Below are 20,624 nucleotides of genomic sequence, written 5' to 3'. Positions count from 1 at the left end.
AAATTAAATTAGACTTTTGTAACGGCAAGACTTATGAGCAGAAACACAGGTTTATATAAAATATTTTCATCGTTAATAATTTGTTTAATTATCGGTTTTCTCTGCACGCTTACCATTCAAGGAAACGCTAACAATTGGCTAAAAATTATTAACAAGCCTTCTTATTTTATGCCTACGGTTTTTTATTACATCGTGTGGGGAATTAATTTTGGTATTTTAGGACTTTCAGCAGGGATTGTTTGGAGCAAAGGTTTTCATCATAGTTGGGTAAAAACCGCACTTTATCATTTTGGTTTTCAATTACTTCTAACAGCGCTTTGGTTTATTTTATTTTTTGAAATGAAACAACTCATAATTGGGTTTATACTTTTGAGTGTTCTTTTCATTTTTTTATTATTTACCATAAAATGGTTTAACGTGGTGAGTAAATGGAGTGCTATGTTACTGATTCCTTACACGCTTTGGATTGCCTATAATGCTCTTTTGAATTTCGAAATTTGGCGAATAAATTAATGTCCGTTTTAGTAAGTTTTATCGCTTCATTTATATACCTTACGAAAAAAAAATTATGGAAAAGTGGTTTGAAGCTTCAGGAACTTCCTTACTTGCAATTGTTATTAGTGCCATTGCAACTTATATTATTATAATTCTCTTTACAAAAATTGTTGGCAAACGAAGTTTTTCTAAAATGTCTAGTTTAGATTTTGCGATTACTATTGCCATCGGTTCGATAATAGCTTCTACTATTATTCTGAAAAATGTGAGTCTGCTACAAGGTTTTACCGGTTTATTTATTGTGTATGCAATTCAGTATTTCGCATCAAAATTACGTCGATTTAGCTTTTTTCAAAAAATGATGGATAACGATGCCTTATTACTCATGGACGGCCCCACAATTTTAACTGAAAATTTAAAAAAAGCAAACGTAACCGAATGTGATTTAAAAGCGAAATTGAGAGAAGCAAACGTATTGAACGTTCAGCAAGTGCGAGCCGTAGTTTTTGAAGCTACCGGAGATATTTCAGTTTTGCACGCTTCAAAACCTTCAGATGAATTAGAATCGTGGCTTATTGAAGAAGTAAAACGTTAATTAAGAAAATAAAATTCTTCCAATTAATATTTTTCAGCAATAGCTGATGCAGCTAAAAAACCGCCTGTCCAAGCATTTTGAAAATTGAATCCGCCAGTAATTGCATCTATATTTAAGATTTCTCCGGCGAAATAAAGATTTTCATGGAGTTTACTTTCAAAAGTTTTAAAGTTTACTTCCTTCAGTTTAATTCCGCCAGCAGTTACAAATTCTTCTTTGAACGTACTTTTTCCGTTTATTGAAAAAATCGCTTTTGTCAATGCTTCAGAAATTTTTTGCATTTGTTTTTTAGAAAGTTCTGCCCAAATCTGGTTTTCGGCAATTCCCGCTTTTAAAATGAGTCGTCGCCAAAGTCTTTTCGGTAATTCCAATTGCGCATATGTAGTGAGTTGTTGTTTAGGAAAATTATTTTTCAACTGAATTAATTCTTCCAATACTTCTTCTTCGGTTTTAAACCCCAAAAAATTGACTTGCAATTCAAAATTGTAGTTGCATTCATTTAAAATTCGAGCTCCCCAAGCCGATAATTTTAAAATTCCGGGACCGCTTAAACCCCAATGCGTTATTAAAAGTGGACCTTCACTTTCTAGTTTTTTTCCCTTTATTTTAAGCGTAGCAAAAGTTGAAATTCCCGCTAAATCTTTTAAACGCTCATCTTTTGTATTGAAAGTAAAAAGTGATGGAACGGGTGAAACTACAGAATGATTCAATTTTTCTAAAATTCCCCATATTTTAGGATTACTCCCTGTAGCCAACACAATTTTTTTAGCTGAAAATTTTTCTTGATTAGTAGAAACTTCCCACTCCTTATCATTTTTAATTATATCTTGAACGGAATGTTTTTTTAAAATTTCAATTCCTAAACGATTTGCTTCAGCTAAAAAACAATCAATAATAGTTTCTGAAGAATCGCTCACCGGAAACATTCTGCCATCTTCTTCAGTTTTTAATTCAATGCCGCGTTGCTGAAACCATTCGATGGTATCACCAGTCATAAATTGATGAAATGGACCGCGAAGTTCTTTCTCACCGCGGGGATAATTTTTAATTAATTCCTGCGGAAGAAACTCAGCGTGCGTAACATTACAACGCCCTCCACCCGAAATTCGTACTTTCGAAAGCACTTCTTTACCACGTTCCAAAATAGCGATCTTCAATTGGTTGTTTTGTTCAGCTAAATTAATAGCCGTAAAAAATCCCGCTGCACCACCACCAATAATAATTACGTCATATTTCATAATGCGAAAATATGGAAACAAAATTATTATTTAATTAATTCAGCAAATTCTCACCCCTTATTTTAATCCTTTTATAATTATTTCTTAACACGAGCTTTTGAATTTAAAAGTAGGTTTGAGGTTGAACTTAATTTAAATCATAATGCAGCGTTCAATCGTAAAAATTTCTATCGTAAGTCTTTCTATTATTATACTTTTTGGTGTTGTTTTACAACAAATCACGAAATTTCTTCCGCTTGATAGACTGCTAAAACTTTTCAGTAATCATAATTAATGACTTAACTTACAAAGTATGTAAAATATAAAATTAATTAAAAACCAAACACTTATTTAACCCAAAGCATCTTTTTGTAAAAGTGTCAACAAAACCTTAGTTCCTTCAGGTTGACCATCTTTATTTTTTTTATCTATAATTTTAAAGTCAATCTTTTCAGCGTAGCTTTTATTGTATAAATCAATACGTTCTTTTATGATTTGCATCCCCATACTCTTGTGTGTTTTTTTAAAACTTTGTTTTTTTTCGATTTTACGCCCTATCCCATTATCCTCTATAATTATCTCTATAGAACCCAACTTGGAAAGAATAACTATACGTAGTACTTTCTCATCCCGATTACTTGGCAATAATCCATGCCAAATCGCATTTTCTATAAAAGGTTGCAGTAACAATGGAGGAATCTCAACTTCCTGTATTTCCGGTAAATTATCACCACTAATGCGAAACCTAAAACCATCTTCAAAACGGTTTTCTTCTAACATTAAATAATAATTGGCCAATTTAAGTTCTTGTTGCAAAGGAATAATATGTTGTTTAGAAGTCTCTAACACCATTCTGGTATACCGACTAAATATTTTGAGATATTTTATGGCTTTAAAATTTTGTTCACTCTGTATAAGATAAGTAATAGCGTTAAGGCTATTAAATAAAAAATGAGGATTAATCCTCAGCCGGGTCACTAATATCTCAGACTGAGCCAAATTACGCTCATAAATAGCATTCATTTTTTCTTTCTCTTCTTTTTGAATACGTGCACTCGTCTTTTTCTTGGTACGGTAATTTCTGTATTGCATTAAAAAAATTACCAGTAATAATGTAAAACCAATAGCCAGAAAAACCGTAATTAGCCTGCGCCGTTTTAATTGCTGTTTTTGGTTTTCTACGAGTGTTTGTTGTAAAGCTCTATCTTTTTGGAGTAATTGAATTTGACTCTCCTTCTTTTCCAAATTATACTTCTTAGTGAGCATTTCTATCTGCACATTTTGTTCGGTAATTTTAAGACTGTCTTTATAGACATCAGCCTGCTTATAGTAACGTAAAGCTTGTTGATAGTTACCTCTTTTAGCTAACACTTGAGACAGTTTCTTTGAGTTCAAGCTTACTAATTCAAACTGCTTCAATTCCTCTGCTAACTTGAGAGACTTTCGGAAATATTCTTCGCCACGTCTCAGATTATTTAGTTTCACTTGACTATTACCTAAATTCATAAGAATTTCTGCCTGTTTATGATTATCATCCAAAGCTTTAAATCGTTCTAGAGAATTTTCAAAATAAGCAACTGCCTTGGTCAGGTTTTTACCTTCTTTTAAATAAGAGATCCCAAAAAATTCATATGTAATAGCCAAGCCATATAAATCGTCTCTTTTTATATTCAATTGCAATAATTTATCTAAATAATTCCGGGCCTTTTCGTATTCTTTTTCATATATATAATAATTACTTATAGAAAGATAATTCATAGCCTCCCCTAAACTATTTTCTGTTTTTTTTGAAACCTCAAGAGCACGTTTAAAATACTGTAATGCTGCTTTTTCTCGACCAGGTATATTACTAAAAGCGTTTCCGATTCCGTTGCTTGCTATTGCTATATTCCGAAGATCATTATGCTTCTCAGCTATTTTTAACGCTTTCATATAATAATAAACAGCAGTTGCATATTGTTGATTGTAACGAGCGGCAACCCCAGCATTATTCGCAAAAATCATTTTATAGAGAGGTTTTACATCTTTTCTATTCTCTACAAGCTTAAAACCTTTTATATGAAAATCCAAAGCTTCTTCATAATCCTGATGAAAACGGTTTAGCAAACCAAAGTTATCTAAAGTTCTTGCATATAAAATTGTATCTTTTAAAAAAAGTGCACGTTCCATGGCTTTTTTAGCATAAGCATATCCTTCCTCCTTCTCATGAGGTTGCCGGTGAATTTCTCTAGAAATTTTAAGCTCATAAATGATTTTTAAGGAATCGCATGTGGCTTGATTGAGTTTATGTTTTAAACTATCTAAACGAGTCGTTGATTGTGATTGAGCAAGAAAAGAATGTAGTAAAATAAAAACAAGCATTATTTTTTGCAAAAACCTATAGAAATATTTTATTGAATCGCACATTGTAAAAAAGAGATTTTCAGGCGGGGTTTGTAAATAAAAATTCAATTTCAGTTCCGCTAGACTTTCCTTCTTCATTTTTTAAATCATTAATTTTAAAAGAATAGTTCAATCCTCTTTTTTGATTAAAATGCTTAAGCCGTTCCTTATTGATTTTTAATCCAATTGATTTTTTTCTGTAAAATTTCCGTTCAAGATTTTGCATTGATTTTTTTCGACCAATCCCATTGTCATTAATTTTAAGGACAAGCGTATTTTCAACTTTAGAAAAATTCAGTGTTATTTTCTTTTTACCTTTTCTCAACATAAGCCCATGCCAAATAGAATTTTCTATAAAGGGTTGAAAAATCATTGGCGGAACCATTATATTCTTTAGGTTACTATTTTTTGGTTTGTTAATTTTCAATTCTATTTTATCTTCAAAACGAATGTTTTCAATATTTACATATAATTCTAAAATTGATAATTCTTTCTCTAATGTAATGCTTTCTACCTGAACACTTTCCAAAATAATACGGATGAGTTTTGAAAATTTATTTAGATAGTAAATTGCTTCTTCTTTATCATTTTCAATCAAAAAGAACTTGATAGAATTAAGGGCATTAAATATAAAATGTGGGTTCATCTGATTTTGTAATGATACTAAATGTAGATGATGAATTTCATCTTCAAATTTAGATTTAAGACGTGAAATTCGTTCTTCTTCAGCTTTAGCTGTTATAAACAAAATCTCATTTTCCTTTTCCTTTAATTTTTCTTCTAAAAACTGATTTTGCTTCTCTTTAATCTGTTGATTTTCTAATGATTTTTCCAACAAAGAAAGGTTAATTAATTTCACTTTGTATGCTAAACCAAAAGCAAATACAAATTGCTCGATATAGATCCCGATATAAAAAATAAAAAAAGGTTTTATATTAAAAATACGCCATCTCATAATGGGGAAAAAAAGTGCAATCATCGCAAAAACGATAAAAATTCCTCCTCCTGTAATAAAGAAATATTTTAATCTTCCAGGAAGAAAAAAAGATTTGATAAGCGTATAAATTGCAAAACAAAATAAAACAGGTACAAAAATATAAATGTAAAAAAAGTCGAAAACTTCAGGTTTCACACTTAAAATACTATATAAAAAAACAAGGCTTGCTATGCTAAACATAATAGCAACAACCTTTATAATAAATTTGTAAAATTTATAAAGATGTGTTCTAACATCTAAAAAATAAAGAAAGAACAAAAAATAAGAACAATTATAGATTACCTGTGAATACCAACGAAGCGATTTAAAAGAGGTAGTATAAAGTTGATCGCGCCACTCAACATCATAAGGAGTCATCAAGATAAAATAAAATAATAAAAAAAATGTATAGACAAAATAAAACAAAAAACTCTTCTCTTTAGAGTTATACCCAATAACAAGACTGATTATACCAAGAATTGACAAAGCAGTTACCATCAACTGCCAAAAGAAAAGTTCAGGTACAAATTCCATTATTATATTTTATCTAAAAAAGCGGACTTTTTATTTCTAGAGACAGGAATTTTTTTTTCGTTATCAAGAATTACATAACCTTCTGTTTTTAAGTATGCACTCACTCTTTTTAGGTTGATAACATAACTATTATGTATTCTAAAAAAATCATCTGTAGGCAAAATAGCTTGTATCTCTTTTAACTTTTTTGAAATAAACAAAGACTTTTTCTCTGCTAAATGGATTTTGCAGTAGTTGCCATCACTTTCACAATAGAAAATATTTTCTGTGTTGATAAATATCAATTTACCTTCCACCGGAATTACAATTCGCTTATTAGTATGGGAGCGCAAGCGTTCTTCCAAGGCATCGTACGTACGTCCATTTTTTTTTTCAACTTTCAGTTTTTCAATTGTCAAGATTAAATCATCAGTGTCGATGGGCTTCAACAAATAATCCATAGCATTTTCCTTAATAGCCTTAATGGCATATTGGTTGTAAGCAGTCACAAAAACTACACAAAACTGGCGTTTTTTAAAATGATCTAAAAATTGAAATCCATCCATTTCTGACATTTCTACATCTAAAAAAACACAATCTGGATTATGCAGCTGTAAATAATCAATAGCTTTCTTGGGTTTGGTAAAAGTTGCCATAACCTCTACATCTTCACAAAAATTTTCAATTTCCCATTCTATACTTTTTATAGCTTTGGGTTCATCATCAATCAGGACTAATCTTATCATAATAATAATTTTAATGGGAAGTATTTTAAAATCATTTAGTATCCGAATGAAATTTCTTGAATTAACGCAATAAACTATTAAAATTGAGTTTCAACCACTTTTAAAATAGGAGACCTTTCTTTTTACAAAAATATAAAAGAGACTAATGCTAATTCATTGTATTGCTTTTATCAATTAACTACAATCAAGTAGTATTTCTTGGTTCCTTATTGGACAACAATGTTTTAAAATTACTAAAAATATAAGTCTTTACAGAAAAAATTGTATAACTGGTATAAAAGACCTTGTTTTTGGAGCTATTTCTATGATTATTGGTAAACCCAATATTTTCTTGCTATAAAACGGCAAATACCCGTTATCATCAAAAATATACCAGTTATAAAGTGTTTCCCTCCTCTTATACATTCCCCCGCTGAATGCAAGGTATTTATATTGACATTTGAGTAAACAAAAAAGTCATGGAGACAAAAATAAACCAAATATCATCCAAGCTGTTTTCCGTTTCAGATCAATGCATAAAAAGTTGGGAAGAGCAAACCGACATCCATATTAATCGATATGCTTCTGGAATTTTTATAAAGCTAACTACAGGCGATGATCACAGGATTGTGAAACAGATTATCAAAAATAATTAAACAAACCCAAGCAATGAATAATCCTCTAGAAAACTGAAATCATAAAAAAACAACATTCTTATTTGCTATTTAAAAAAGAAACTTAATCCATGTTAAGGGAGAAACTTCTGCTAATGAAGATTCTAACAAAGCTCAATCTATTAAAGTAGCTAAGCTTTTAACACAGAAACTCTAACTTAATTTTTAAACTAAATAAAATCTATCATGAACACACAAAAACTAATCATTACAAGCCTAAGCTTTTTTGTCTTTTGTTTTGTTTCCTTAACGGCAAACGCCCAGAAAATAGATACGCGCATTGGCGGCATGTTGGCGTACGGTACTGAAATAGAAAATATTGGAATTGGTGCCAATGTCGAATTTGGTATTATCGACAAACTCAGCATTACCCCGAGTTTCATCTATTACCTGCCCAAAGAAAATGGACCTATTAAGATAACATGGTTTGAGTTCAATACTAATGCTAATTATTATTTTATTCAAGATGAAGACTTTGATTTCTATGGAATTGGAGGTCTTAACTATACCAACGTCAACGTAAAATATGACAATGATATTTTGGGTGGATTTGGTAGTAGCGTCAGCGGTAGCGATGGTAGAATAGGTCTCAATATTGGAGGTGGTGCCAACCTCAAATTAGATGGTAACATTACCCCTTTTGCAGAACTCAAATATGTAATTATTGATGGAGGTCAGCTAGTGTTGGCAGCTGGTGTGAAATTTAAAATATAATAAATTTCTAAAAAAATTAAGAAAATACAATTTATAAAAGTAAAACTCTAAAAAATCAAAAATGAAAACAATTCAGAACAAATTCAAAATTTTATTATTATTACTTTTTGTAGGTGCTACCATTGCTAGTTGTAGCAGTGATGATGACACTAGTGTAGAACCACCAGCGCCTGCAGAAACAGTGCTTTTGGATTGCGATTCTTTCCAAAGCAATAATTCGGACGCTTTATTCGTACTAGAAGATATAGGCGAAGGGGTAGATTATCTAATAGATTGTGTGGTTTCCGTCGAAGTCGATTTAGTTATTGAACCGGGAGTTGTTGTTCAATTTACAAATGGAGCAGGAATGAAAGTTAAAGAGCAAGGGTCGTTAAATGCTGTGGGAACCCAAAGCAAACCTATTACTTTTACTTCTGCATCGGAAACAAAAGGAGCTTGGAAAGGGATTATTACCGATAGTGAGAAAATTAAAAACCGCTTCGATTACGTAACTATAGAATATGCTGGAGACGATGGATTAACTAGCAATAGCGAACCTGCAAGTTTAATAATAAGTTCTGATTCTTATTTTAGGTTGAATAATGTAAGCATTAAAAACAGCTTGAATTACGGAATAGCGGCCACAGCTTATAATTATAATGTCGAAATTAATAATTGTACGATCACAAATACAGATATACCAATTTATACCATTCCTCTTGTAGCCAGCAATATTTCCGGAGGCGATTTTACAGGGAATAATACTGATGTCATAAGATTAACTAGTAATGGTGTAACATCTATTAACGAATCTCAAACCTGGAATAATTTAGGAGTACCCTATAGAATGGCAAGCGATCTAGTAATTATAGATGGCGCAAAATTCACCATCGAACCAGGGGTTATTATTGAATTTGAAGATACAAAAGGTATCGAAATTGATAAACTGTTTGATGAAGGAAGTGCCATTATTGCCGTTGGAACAGAAGCAAAACCGATAACTTTTACCGGAGTAACAAAAGTAGCTGGTGCTTGGAGCACAATTTCGGTTCGCCGCACTACCTCTGTTCAAAATAAAATAGATAACGTTTTAATTGAGTATGCTGGCGGTGCAGGAGCTGGTGGTGCTATTGAAATGTGGGTAGACCCTGTTTTAACGGTTACGAATACCACTTTTAAAGATATTGATGCTTGTGCATTATTTAACAAATATGACCCAGAAAATCCAAACCTTACTGAAGGTGATAATACGCTGGAAAATGTAAGCGGTGGTTACTTATGTGGCGAGTAAAACAACTATTATTTTAAAAAAATAACCAATCCATATTCGGTCTTTTATCAACTTTTTCAAGAAAGACTTAGGCGTAAAAGACCGATTTTTTTTAATTAAAACACATCAAATTATCCTTTCTACTTAAGCTTAATATTAAAATCAATTCAGATGAAAACTTTACAAATTAAATTCAAAACTCTATTAATCTTACTTCTGATGGGCTGTGTTTTTAACAGTTGCAGTAGTGATGATAATAGTGACATACCTACACCTGAAAACCAAGCTCCCAACAGCTTTAATCTGTTAGAAGTAGGAGATGGCGCAAGCAATGTAGATCCGCAACCGCGACTAACTTGGGAAGAAGCAACAGACCCAGATGGAGACCCAGTTAGTTATGATTTTTATATTGGCACAGAAAATCCTCCAACGACCAAAATGGCTTCAGGGTTAACGACCAAGTATTATATCATTGAAGATAGTTTAGATTTTAACACCCTATATTATTGGAAGGTCACCGCCAAGGACAATCAGAGCAATAGCACAGAAAGTAATATAGCATCTTTTAAAACACATAAACAAACCAACGAAGAGCTCTTAATCGGGAAATGGTTCATTGATAGTATAGGTGGCGAAGCCCCATTAACAGCATGTACAAAAAAAGGATTTTTTCAGTTTTTAGAAAATGGAGCTATCCTATCTAAAGGATACCATGAAGATAATAATGGTAACTGCGTTGTATCTAGTACCCGTACTGGAACGTATGAAATGAATACCCCCAATCAAATAGATACTTCTTCAAACGGTCAAAATGAGACTTATCAAATCATAACTATTACGAATAACATACTTGTTTTCGATAATAACGGAACCATTTATACCTTTAAAAAAGCATAAATTACAAAGGTTATTTATTATGAAAACAATATTTACATTTTTAAGTATGCTACTCTTTACAGTAGCAATGGCACAGGACAAAGTTTTTGTGCACACGGCAACAACAGGCAATATTAGTCTTGACGGCACCGAATTGGACCATCCCGACCTCAACAGCAATCCCAGTGCTATGATTATGGTTACTCATAACCTAAACTATGGTGGAGTACAGTACAACAACAATGTAACGGGTACCTTTTATCACACCGGTACATCTAGATGGATGGTTTACAATCAAAACACTGACCCTATGGTAGAAGGCTCCTCTTATAATATTTATATCATTGATGGTGGTGAAAGTGACGGCGTAGTGGCATCTGGAACTGACTATAGAGTTAGAGTGAATAACCCGAGCATTAATGGTAACCCAGATGCCATAATTCTATATGCCAACTATTACAATACTTTTGGAATACGCAACGATAATAATTGCGGGGTGTATTACGATACTGGCGACGAGTATTGGTATGTATTTAATGAAGACACCCAAGAAGATATTCCTGCTCAAGCTGCTTTCGATGTATTAATTGGTGAAGGCACTGGAGGGGCCACGGCTTTTAAACATACAGCTACAGCTGGGAACATATCTTCCAACTATACCGTAATAGACCATCCAAGCCTAAACGGAAAGCCGGAAGCCTATCCCGTTATTACCCACAATTGGGGGTCGGGCGGTGATGCCTCAAATATTGAACTGGATAAAACTCTTGGAGTATGGTACGATGGTAGTAATTGGAATATATACACTGAAGACATGTCGGCAATGCCAGAAGGTGTCATGTTTAATATCTATGTTTCCGATGAAACTTTAGGTATTGAAAACGAAAGCATAGCTGAAATAACGTCATACCCAAACCCAACAACGGGAGAAGTTACCTTAACTTCAAAAGAGTTAATCTCTAATATCAATATTTATAATTTATTGGGGCAAGAAGTAAAACAAATCGCAGGAAACAACAGCAACAGCCTAACTATAGATATATCTGAACTTTCAGCAGGCAACTATATTGCAAAAATTCAAGCTGGAAAAGCAGTTAAATCTATAAAACTAATCAAACAATAATTTGGTGTAATTTTTAGCCTGTGTCAACAACGTATGGAGTTGACGCAGGTTTTTAAATTAGAATAGTAGAAACTTTTTAGGCCTAAAAAATTTGAAACCGTTTCTATTGGCACTCCGTTTGAAAGGGGATCGAGGTTACGAAAGTGTCGGGCTATATGAAAAGTTAACTTCTTTCTTATGCACAATATTTTGGGAGTCTGTTTCAGGTATTGATTGATCTTTTGGTTGAAATAAACATGTATTATTGCTATATGTACTCCTATATAAATTCGAACCTTAGTTCTTGTTTCTAAAAGCGAAGCGATCTTGTTTCTTCTCTCTCTTTCAAATTTGCGCTATGGGCAATTTAACGCTAATATAATTATTTATTAACCTTTTTTTTTTCAGTAAGATTTAGGTTTGGAAGTTCAATAAAACCTAATTTTATGCGTCATCTATACCGCTTTCGCTTTTTTATCATAAGCATCATCATTACTTTTTTTTCTTGTATTTTTTCATTTACCACAGTAAAAGATTCTTATCAAAAAACATCTACTTTATTTGCGAAATATGCGAAAGAATTCAAAACTTCTCTTGAGAATTTAGATCAAACAGCGGAAGCATTTAAATTGGATAAAATCTCTAGCGATTCGCTTCAAAAAGCAGTAAAAGCAACTCGTTTAGATTATAAAAAAATAGAATTTTACCTCGATTTTCATTATCACGAATTTGTGAATTCGCATATAAACGGCGCGCCTCTTTTGCATATTGAAAAATCCGGAGCTTTGCCAGATGTTATTCCACCAGAAGGTTTACAAGTTTTAGATGAATTGGTTTACACGGATAATTTAGCTGAAGAAAAAACCTTGGTGGCTTCAGTTGCGAAAAAGCTTCTGAATCATTATAAATTATTAGAAAACGGAATTCAACAAAAAAACATAAACCCGGAAGAGGAAATTGTGGCGATGCGAATGCAACTCATTAGAATTTTTACTCTTGGTATGAGCGGTTTTGACACGCCTGGATCGTTAAACGCGCTAGAAGAAGCTAGTGTTTCACTTGAAAGTATCAAAGATTTTTTTACAGAGTTCTCACCTCAACATCATCAGAAAGAACATAAAAAAATCTTAATCGATTTAAAAAATGCGATTGACTATTTAGAGGAAAATAATGACTTTAATACTTTTGATCGCTATACGTTTTTAATTCAACACATTGAGCCGCTTTATGAGGAGATGAAAATTTTTCAAGCTGAAAACACACCTGAATTTTTAGCCTATTCTTCGGCGTGGAATCCAGAAAGTTCTTCCATGTTTTCTTCAGAATTTTTAAATCCCTATTTCTTTACCGCTTTACAAGAAAATGAAGATAGTCCACAACTTCAAAAATTAGGAGAAAAATTATTTTACGATCAAAATTTAAGTAATAACAAGCAAATTAGTTGTGCGTCATGCCACAATCCTAACTTGGCTTTTTCTGACGGAAAAACAAAATCTGAAAGTAATGTACAAGGAAAAACCGTTTTACGTAATTCACCAAGTTTGCTGAATTCGGTTTATGCAGATCGGTATTTTTACGATTTACGAGCTTTTACATTAGAACAACAAGCCGAACATGTGATTTTTAATTCAGATGAATTTAATACAGCTTATAGTTCAATTTTAAAAAAATTAGAAAAAGATAAAACCTACAAAAACGGTTTTAAAGAAATTTTTAATACTGAAGAAATTTCGCGTCAACAATTTTCAAAAGCGCTTACTTCTTATGTTGCTTCGCTTACTTCCTGGAATAGCAAATTTGATAAGTATATTAGAGATAGATCTCAAAATCCTGATCCATCAATAAAACGCGGTTTCAATTTATTTACGGGAAAAGCGGCTTGCGCAACCTGCCACTTCGCTCCTACATTTGCCGGTTTAGTTCCGCCTTTTTATAGCGATTCTGAAAGTGAAATTTTAGGGGTGTTGGAAGATCCGAATGCTGAAAAGGTAAAATTGGATCCTGATCAAGGCAGAATTGAAAGTCTTGTACAAAATGAAAAAGCGTGGATTTATGAAAAATCGTTTAAAACTACATCGGTTAGAAATGCTGAAGTTACCGCTCCCTATTTTCATAATGGCGCTTATAAAACCTTAGAAGAAGTAATTGAGTTTTACAACAAAGGCGGCGGTGCGGGGCAAGGTTTAAAAGTAACTAACCAAACCTTGGCTCCAGATGAATTAAATCTTTCAGCAGAAGAGAAAAAAGATTTAATTGCTTTTATAAAATCATTAACCGATACAAGTAAAATTCAGAAAAAAAGCTAAGTGTTTAATTTTCAAAACTTATCCTTAAACCGCTTAACCTCTTCTTTACAAACCTAACATTCTCGTTAGAATTTACTAACGTGAGTAACCTTTTCATAAAAAAAGCTTAAACCCAAATTTTTCGTTTCAGTTTGCTTTAAAGATACTTTTGGGACATCAAAAATAAACCTCTTAATTATCTTAAAAATGAAAAAAAATTATTACTCTTTATGGTTAGTTTTTTTCAGTATTGCATTAGGACTTAACAGTTACGCTAATGATACTGATTACACAATCGAAGATGATTGTGAAACCGAAACTAATTGTAGTTCATTTACTTTTAGTCAGCAAAATATTTTAATTGCTACCGGAAGTTCTTGGAAATACAATGACAACGGAACAGATTTGGGAACATCTTGGAAAGATGTAAGTTATAACGACGCGTCTTGGTCAACTGGAAATGCTATTTTTGGTTATGGCGACGGAATTGAAACTACTACCCTCGATTATGGTAGCGATGGAAATAATAAATACCCAACTTATTATTTCAGAAAAGAAATTCAAGTAACGAATGCTTCTTCTTTAGGAGATTTACTTTTTAAAGTAATGAAAGACGATGGTGCAATTGTTTACTTAAACGGAACTGAAGTTGCCCGTTTAAATATGCCTTCTGGAGCGGTAACTTACAATACTTACGCTTCTTCAGCAATTGGCGGATCTAGCGAAGAAACTTTTCACCAAATTCCAACAGCGAATACCTTACAAAACGGAACGAATGTAGTTGCTGTTGAAATTCACCAAGGAGACGCTGGGAGTTCTGACCTTCGTTTTGATATGGAATTAAGTTTTGAATTAGCGCCTTTAACTCCTGCTGATTTTCCTTTAGAGAAAGAATCTGCTTGGAATTATTTAGATGATGGTTCAGATTTAGGAAATACTAATTGGAATCAAAGCGGTTATAACTACGATTCTTGGTCAAGAAATTACGGAAGTTTTGGTTACGGAGATCCTGTAAATACTGAAATTTCTTACGGACCGGATAGCGGAAATAAATTCATCACTACTTATTTTACAAGAGATGTCAATGTAAATTTAGCTGATCTTGAAGATATGATTGAATTCGGAATCAAAAGAGATGACGGAGCAATTGTATATGTAAATGGCGTAGAAGTTTTTAGAGACAATATGCCTAGCGGTCCTGTAGATTATTTAACTACTTCGGCTACTATTATTAGTGGTTCAGATGAAACAAGCTATCAAATTCACGAAGTACCAAAAACTGCTTTTCAGCAAGGTGTGAATAGAATTGCTGTAGAACTTCATAACCGTGACGGCCAAAGTTCAGATCTTGGTTTTGATATGTATATCGATAACGTAGTAAATTCAAACTTTAATTGTGATGATGCTCATATCGGGTGTTTCACTTCAATTGTTCCAACAGCGCAAACCGATCATTTAATTATCCCCCAAGAACACCGTTTTCAATTATTATTTAAACAAGGTGAACAATATACTGATGGTAGTGGAACAGTGCCAGGAAATCATGATTTCACAGCTTACGTTGCAACTTCAGGAAGTAGCGAATTAGGCCATTTATCTGTAAATCATGAAAATACACCTGGTGGAGTTTCAATTGTAGATTTACATTTAGATACAACCCAAAAATTATGGAGTATCGATGCTAGCCAACCCGTAGATTTATACAATCAAGCTTTAGTTACTACTACAAGAAACTGCTCTGGTGGAATTACTCCTTGGGGAACTGTCGTAACTGCTGAAGAATCTACCAATGGAGGTGATAACAATGGCGATGGTTACGAAGATGTAGGTTGGTTAGTTGAAATTGATCCTGAAACTGCACAAGTAATGGATTATGGAAACGGACAAGAAAAACTTTGGGCAATGGGAAGAATGAACCATGAAAACGTAGTAATTTCTTCTGATGGAACTACAGCTTATTACGGAGAAGATGGAGGAACTGATTGTGTTTATAAATATGTAATGGATACGCCTGGAGATCTTTCAGCAGGAACCGTATATGTTTTAAAATTAGACTTACCACTTTCTGGAGACGATCCTACTTCTAGCTCAGCAGAATGGATTGAAGTTCCTAACGATACCAAAGCAGAACGTAACAACATTAGAAATACAGCAGCTGCTTTAGGCGGAACTAACTTTAACGGTGTTGAAGATTGCGAGATCAGTCCGCTTGATGGTAAAATTTATTTTACTGCAAAAGGAAAATCTAGAACATATCGTTTTACAGATAATGGAACTACAGTTTCTGATTTCGAAACTTTTGTTGGCGGAATGAGTTATAACATTCAATCTACACAAGGAAATTATACCGAACCTTGGGGCGGTGGAAATGACAATTTAACTTTCGACGATAAAGGAAACCTTTGGGTTTTACAAGATGGCGGTAACAATTACATTTGGGTTGTTCGTCCAGATCACACACAAAATAATCCGCATGTTGAATTATTCGCTTCAATGCCAGCAGGTTCTGAACCAACAGGATTAACCTTTACACCAGATTTTAAATACGGATTTTTCTCAGTGCAACATCCTAGCGGAAATAATGCATCTCAAGTAGACGCTACATTTAACAATGTGACTTTAGATCAATCGGCAACAGTAGTATTCTCATTAGACGAAAATTTAGGAATGCAAGCTCCTGAAACCGATTTTACAGCAGATAATATAAACGTGGCTATTGGAGAAACTGTAACTTTTACTGATTTAAGTACAAATAACCCAAGTTCTTGGGAATGGACTTTTGAAGGTGGAACTCCGGCGACTTCAACTGCACAATCTCCAACAGTAACGTATGATGCTGAAGGAACGTATGAAGTAACTTTAAAAACCACAAACATTGCAGGAAATAGCACTGAAAGTAAAACGGAATATATTACCGTTTCTACCTTAGGTGTGAAAGATGCGTTAGCTGAAATGGTAAGTCTTTATCCAAACCCAACTAAAGATAATTTAACCATTCAAGTAAATGCTACTGCAGGAAAAGAAATTGAAGTTGAAATCTTTGATCTTTTAGGAAGAAGAGTTGCTCATATTTCTGAAAATCAAACTACCGGAAGTGCACAACAAATAAATGTAAACCTTGCTGAATTTTCTCAAGGAGAACAATTATTTATTGTTCAAGTAAAAGTAGGAAACCAACTAGGACGCTATAAAGTTTTAAAAGCGAACTAAAATGTTCTTATAATTCAAAAAGGATCGGTATTAAGTTGCCGGTCCTTTTTTTAATTAATCATTTTTATGAAAAATATTTTTTTTCTTTTTTTCTTCAGTTTTGGTATTTATTGCTTTAGTCAGAATGCAAACCCACTTTCAGAAAAAGTATATTACAAAGTTGCTGAAGGGCTAGAAAAACCTAGCGAAGTAATTCAAATAAATTTACGTGATCAAAATTTATTTCACGTCCCCACAGAATTAAAACAATTTAAAAACCTGACTTTTTTGAACTTAATGCGGAATCATTTAAGTAACTGGGACGAAGTGATTTTCAGCTTAAAAAACTTAGAAAGTCTTAATTTAAAGCAGAATTCGCTCGGTTATATTCCTAATAAAATTTCAGCTTTAGACAAACTAATTTCGCTAGATTTAGCAACCAATAATATAACCGTAATTTCAGAAGAAATAGGCGAATTAAATCACCTTAAATTTCTTTATTTATCATCGAACATTCTTACGCATCTTCCTGAAAATATTGGCGATTGCAAGCAATTAGAAGTTTTAGAACTCGATAATAACCAACTTACTTATTTACCAATTTCTATAACAGAACTTAAAAAAATAAAAACACTTCAATTAGCGCATAACCAATTTAATGAATTCGATTATAGCTGGTTAAAAATAAAATCGCTAGAAATTTTAAACCTATCGTATAATCAATTATCTAGTTTACCCAATTCCATTGGAGAATTAAAAAGTTTAAAAACCTTAATTTTAAATAACAACAAATTGACTTTCCTCCCATCTTCCATACAACATCTTGATAATTTAGAACTATTAATTCTCTCCCATAATAAACTACAAAACTTACCACCGGAAATTAAAAAAATGAAATCATTAAAAACCTTAATTTTAATCGGTAATAATTTCAGTAAAAAAGACCAAGTAAGTATTAAAGAAGATTTTAGTAACTGCGCTGTTTACTTTTAAAAGAAGAAATAAATGCAATAAACTAACTCGGGACAAGCCCACAAGGTGTTCGCTAAAAACAAATTTTTAATTTGAAGGCAAGCCTTGGAAAATAAAACTTTTGGCGGTACCAATAAAAAAGCCTTCTCAAAAATGAGAAGGCTTTTTTTGTGCGGGCGGAGAGACTCGAACTCTCACACCTCGCGGCACTAGATCCTAAGTCTAGCGTGTCTACCAATTCCACCACGCCCGCATAAAACTTAACAGAACTTAGGACTATCTGTTAAGCGGATGCAAATATAAACAAAGTATTCAATTTTCAAACAAACAACTCTCAAAAAAATTTCAGTTTTCAAAATCTTGTCGCTATATTGCTTATCCACAGAAAAACAAGCCTATGAAATCCAGTAAATATTACGTAAAAGAACATCAAGATCGGTTTATTCAAGAACTTATAGAATTATTAAAAATTCCTTCAGTAAGTGCAGATCCGGCATTTAAAAATGATGTTATAAAAACAGCAGAAGCAGTTAAAAACAGTCTCGACCACGCAGGTTGTACGCATACTGAAATTTGCGAAACGCCGGGTTATCCTGTTGTTTATGGCGAACGAATAATCGATGAAAATCTTCCTACTATTTTAATTTACGGCCATTACGATGTACAACCGCCAGACCCCATTAATCTTTGGGACAGTCCGCCATTTGAACCGGTCATCAAAAAAACCGAAATTCATCCTGAAGGCGCTATTTTTGCTCGTGGTGCGTGCGATGATAAGGGACAAATGTATATGCACGTAAAAGCCTTAGAGTATATGGTAGAAAATGACGATTTACCATGTAACGTAAAATTTATGATTGAAGGCGAAGAAGAAGTCGGCAGTGAAAATTTAGGTTGGTTTATTGAGCGAAATCATGAAAAACTCAAAAATGATGTCATCTTAATTTCCGATACGGGAATGATCGCTAAAGATGTTCCTTCTATTACAACCGGTTTACGCGGTTTAAGTTACGTTGAAGTTGAAGTTACCGGACCAAATCGTGATTTACATTCCGGACTTTATGGCGGCGCGGTGGCAAATCCAATAAATGTGCTTACCAAAATGATCGCGTCGCTTCATGACGAAAATAAACACATTACCATTCCTGGTTTTTACGATAAAGTTGAAGAACTTACCAAAGAAGAGCGTGCTAAAATGGGAGAAGCGCCATTCGATTTAGAAGAATACAAAGAAAAATTAGCTATAAATGATGTTTACGGCGAAGAAGGTTATACGACAAACGAGCGAAATTCAATTCGGCCAACGCTAGATGTAAATGGAATTTGGGGCGGATACATTGGCGAAGGCGCTAAAACCGTAATTGCCAGTAAAGCTTTTGCTAAAATCTCCATGCGTTTAGTACCTAATCAAGATTGGAAAGAAATCACCGAATTATTTAAAAAACATTTTGAAAGTATTGCACCTAGTGGCGTAACGGTAAAAGTGAAACCTCATCACGGCGGACAAGGTTATGTAACTCCAATTGACGGAATTGAATACCAAGCGGCAAGTGAAGCTTACAAAGAAGTTTTCGGAAAAGAACCTATTCCACAACGAAGCGGTGGAAGTATCCCGATTGTTTCACTTTTTGAAGAAGAATTAAAAAGTAAAACCATTCTCATGGGCTTTGGTCTAGATACCGATGCAATCCATTCTCCCAACGAACATTTCGGAATTTGGAATTACTTAAAAGGAATCGAGACCATTCCGTTTTTCTACAAACATTTTACGCGTTTAAAAACAAACAAGTAAATTACTTCGAAAAAATTCAGAAATTAAATCTCGATTATCGAATGAAATAATGAGGGCGTTACCTAAATCCTGAAAAAAGGATTTAGGTCGGGCTTTCCGTTTCAATCTTTTTTACTTAAACAATTCCTATTTTAGTAAGAAAAATCTCTCTTTAGAAATAAACTTCAAACTAGAAAAAAGCTTGATAATTGAGTAAAAAAGGATTTCCGCTGCAATCCCTAACGCAAAAAAAATCAGGTTTTCTTTACAAATTTGGTGAGAATTACAATTTGTTGGCCTTCAACTTTTCCTTCAATTTGTTCTTCATTATCGTGAACTAACGAAACACGTCTTACCGCAGTTCCTCTTTTTGCAACCAAACTAGAACCTTTTACCGGCAAATCTTTAATTAAAACCACATTATCGCCAGCTTCAATAATTGCCCCGTTACTATCGCGATGAATAATTGCATCAGCTTTCTTTTCTTCGCCGAGTGTTTGTTTTGCCCAAGCTAAGGTTTCTTCTTCCATATACATCATATCCAGTAAATCTTGCGGCCAACCTTCATTTTTTAATTTGTTTAGCATTCGCCACGCCACTACTTGAACTGCCGGAGTTGTATTCCACATACTATCATTTAAGCATCGCCAATGGTTAGGTTCAATTTTATCTTCGTCTTGCAATTGCTCAAAACACGTATGACAAACCAAAATTGCTTCTTCTGAAGTTAATTTTTCAGCAGGTGGAACTTGGTATATTTCTAATTCAGTTTTACTTCCGCAGAGTTCGCAGGAAGAATCTGCGCGCTGCATTAAATCTTGTTCTACACTCATATTTTTATAATAAGCGACAAAAGTAATACTTTCTTTAACAAAAAAATTAATTGCAA

At 33.2% G+C, this 20,624-nt stretch carries 15 protein-coding genes, 1 tRNA gene and 1 pseudogene; 10 read left to right on the top strand and 7 right to left on the bottom strand.

Annotated features, from left to right (window positions below; genetic code table 11):
• Nucleotides 1–33: 33 nt before the first annotated feature.
• Together ACFFGL_RS05850 and ACFFGL_RS05845 are read left to right on the top strand one after the other, a co-directional pair.
• Entirely contained in the window at nt 34–513 is a 480-nt protein-coding gene (locus ACFFGL_RS05850) for a TspO/MBR family protein (protein ID WP_309727454.1), read from the top strand.
• Between the two features lie 55 nt (nt 514–568).
• Complete coding sequence (locus ACFFGL_RS05845) at nt 569–1,090, top strand: DUF421 domain-containing protein (RefSeq protein WP_309727455.1); 522 nt, start codon at nt 569–571, stop codon at nt 1,088–1,090.
• Between the two features lie 23 nt (nt 1,091–1,113).
• Here the strand turns inward: ACFFGL_RS05845 and ACFFGL_RS05840 are convergent, their stop codons facing one another.
• The 5 genes and pseudogenes from ACFFGL_RS05840 to ACFFGL_RS05820 all read right to left on the bottom strand — a co-directional run bounded on the left by ACFFGL_RS05840 (nt 1,114) and on the right by ACFFGL_RS05820 (nt 6,924).
• Nucleotides 1,114–2,328, bottom strand: a complete 1,215-nt coding sequence (locus ACFFGL_RS05840) for a BaiN/RdsA family NAD(P)/FAD-dependent oxidoreductase (protein WP_309727456.1) — start codon at nt 2,326–2,328, stop codon at nt 1,114–1,116.
• A gap of 330 nt (nt 2,329–2,658) precedes the next feature.
• Entirely contained in the window at nt 2,659–4,788 is a 2,130-nt protein-coding gene (locus ACFFGL_RS05835; protein ID WP_309727457.1) for a tetratricopeptide repeat-containing sensor histidine kinase, read from the bottom strand.
• Nucleotides 4,730–5,524, bottom strand: coding sequence for a sensor histidine kinase (locus ACFFGL_RS05830; RefSeq protein ID WP_378928119.1), 795 nt, complete (start codon nt 5,522–5,524; stop codon nt 4,730–4,732). Before ACFFGL_RS05830 ends, ACFFGL_RS05835 begins: the two co-directional genes overlap by 59 nt.
• Nucleotides 5,525–5,560: 36 nt before the next feature.
• Nucleotides 5,561–6,199, bottom strand: a pseudogene (locus ACFFGL_RS05825) (7TM diverse intracellular signaling domain-containing protein); the annotation flags it as partial.
• Between the two features lie 2 nt (nt 6,200–6,201).
• Entirely contained in the window at nt 6,202–6,924 is a 723-nt protein-coding gene (locus ACFFGL_RS05820) for a LytR/AlgR family response regulator transcription factor (RefSeq protein WP_309727459.1), read from the bottom strand.
• 839 nt (nt 6,925–7,763) lie between these two features.
• Between ACFFGL_RS05820 and ACFFGL_RS05815 the strand changes: the two genes are divergently transcribed.
• The 7 genes from ACFFGL_RS05815 (at nt 7,764) to ACFFGL_RS05785 (ending at nt 17,985) form a co-directional block, all read left to right on the top strand.
• Entirely contained in the window at nt 7,764–8,291 is a 528-nt protein-coding gene (locus ACFFGL_RS05815; protein WP_309727460.1) for an outer membrane beta-barrel protein, read from the top strand.
• Nucleotides 8,292–8,352: 61 nt separating this feature from the next.
• A complete protein-coding gene (locus tag ACFFGL_RS05810) occupies nt 8,353–9,561 on the top strand; it encodes a hypothetical protein (protein ID WP_309727461.1) in 1,209 nt (402 codons plus the stop codon).
• A 150-nt stretch (nt 9,562–9,711) separates the two neighbouring features.
• A complete protein-coding gene (locus ACFFGL_RS05805) occupies nt 9,712–10,437 on the top strand; it encodes a lipocalin family protein (protein WP_309727462.1) in 726 nt (241 codons plus the stop codon).
• Between the two features lie 19 nt (nt 10,438–10,456).
• A complete protein-coding gene (locus ACFFGL_RS05800) occupies nt 10,457–11,539 on the top strand; it encodes a T9SS type A sorting domain-containing protein (protein WP_309727463.1) in 1,083 nt (360 codons plus the stop codon).
• 425 nt (nt 11,540–11,964) lie between these two features.
• A complete protein-coding gene (locus tag ACFFGL_RS05795) occupies nt 11,965–13,824 on the top strand; it encodes a cytochrome-c peroxidase (protein ID WP_309727464.1) in 1,860 nt (619 codons plus the stop codon).
• A gap of 186 nt (nt 13,825–14,010) precedes the next feature.
• Nucleotides 14,011–17,013: an alkaline phosphatase PhoX gene (locus ACFFGL_RS05790; RefSeq protein ID WP_309727465.1), complete on the top strand. Its 3,003-nt coding sequence runs from the start codon at nt 14,011–14,013 to the stop codon at nt 17,011–17,013.
• Between the two features lie 66 nt (nt 17,014–17,079).
• The gene (locus tag ACFFGL_RS05785) at nt 17,080–17,985 is read left to right on the top strand and encodes a leucine-rich repeat domain-containing protein (protein WP_309727466.1); all 906 of its coding nucleotides are present in this window, start codon (nt 17,080–17,082) and stop codon (nt 17,983–17,985) included.
• 150 nt (nt 17,986–18,135) lie between these two features.
• On the opposite strand, the gene ACFFGL_RS05780 is transcribed toward ACFFGL_RS05785, so the two are convergent.
• Nucleotides 18,136–18,217, bottom strand: a tRNA-Leu gene (locus tag ACFFGL_RS05780).
• Between the two features lie 144 nt (nt 18,218–18,361).
• Here ACFFGL_RS05780 and ACFFGL_RS05775 point away from each other — a divergent pair.
• Nucleotides 18,362–19,756, top strand: coding sequence for a dipeptidase (locus ACFFGL_RS05775; protein WP_309727467.1), 1,395 nt, complete (start codon nt 18,362–18,364; stop codon nt 19,754–19,756).
• 233 nt (nt 19,757–19,989) lie between these two features.
• Here the strand turns inward: ACFFGL_RS05775 and ACFFGL_RS05770 are convergent, their stop codons facing one another.
• Nucleotides 19,990–20,568, bottom strand: a complete 579-nt coding sequence (locus ACFFGL_RS05770) for a PhnA domain-containing protein (protein ID WP_309727468.1) — start codon at nt 20,566–20,568, stop codon at nt 19,990–19,992.
• Nucleotides 20,569–20,624 lie beyond the last annotated feature (56 nt).

The organism is Mesonia maritima (assembly GCF_042433895.1).
GTDB classification, from domain to species: domain Bacteria; phylum Bacteroidota; class Bacteroidia; order Flavobacteriales; family Flavobacteriaceae; genus Mesonia; species Mesonia maritima.
This window is presented reverse-complemented; position numbering and strand designations above follow the sequence as displayed.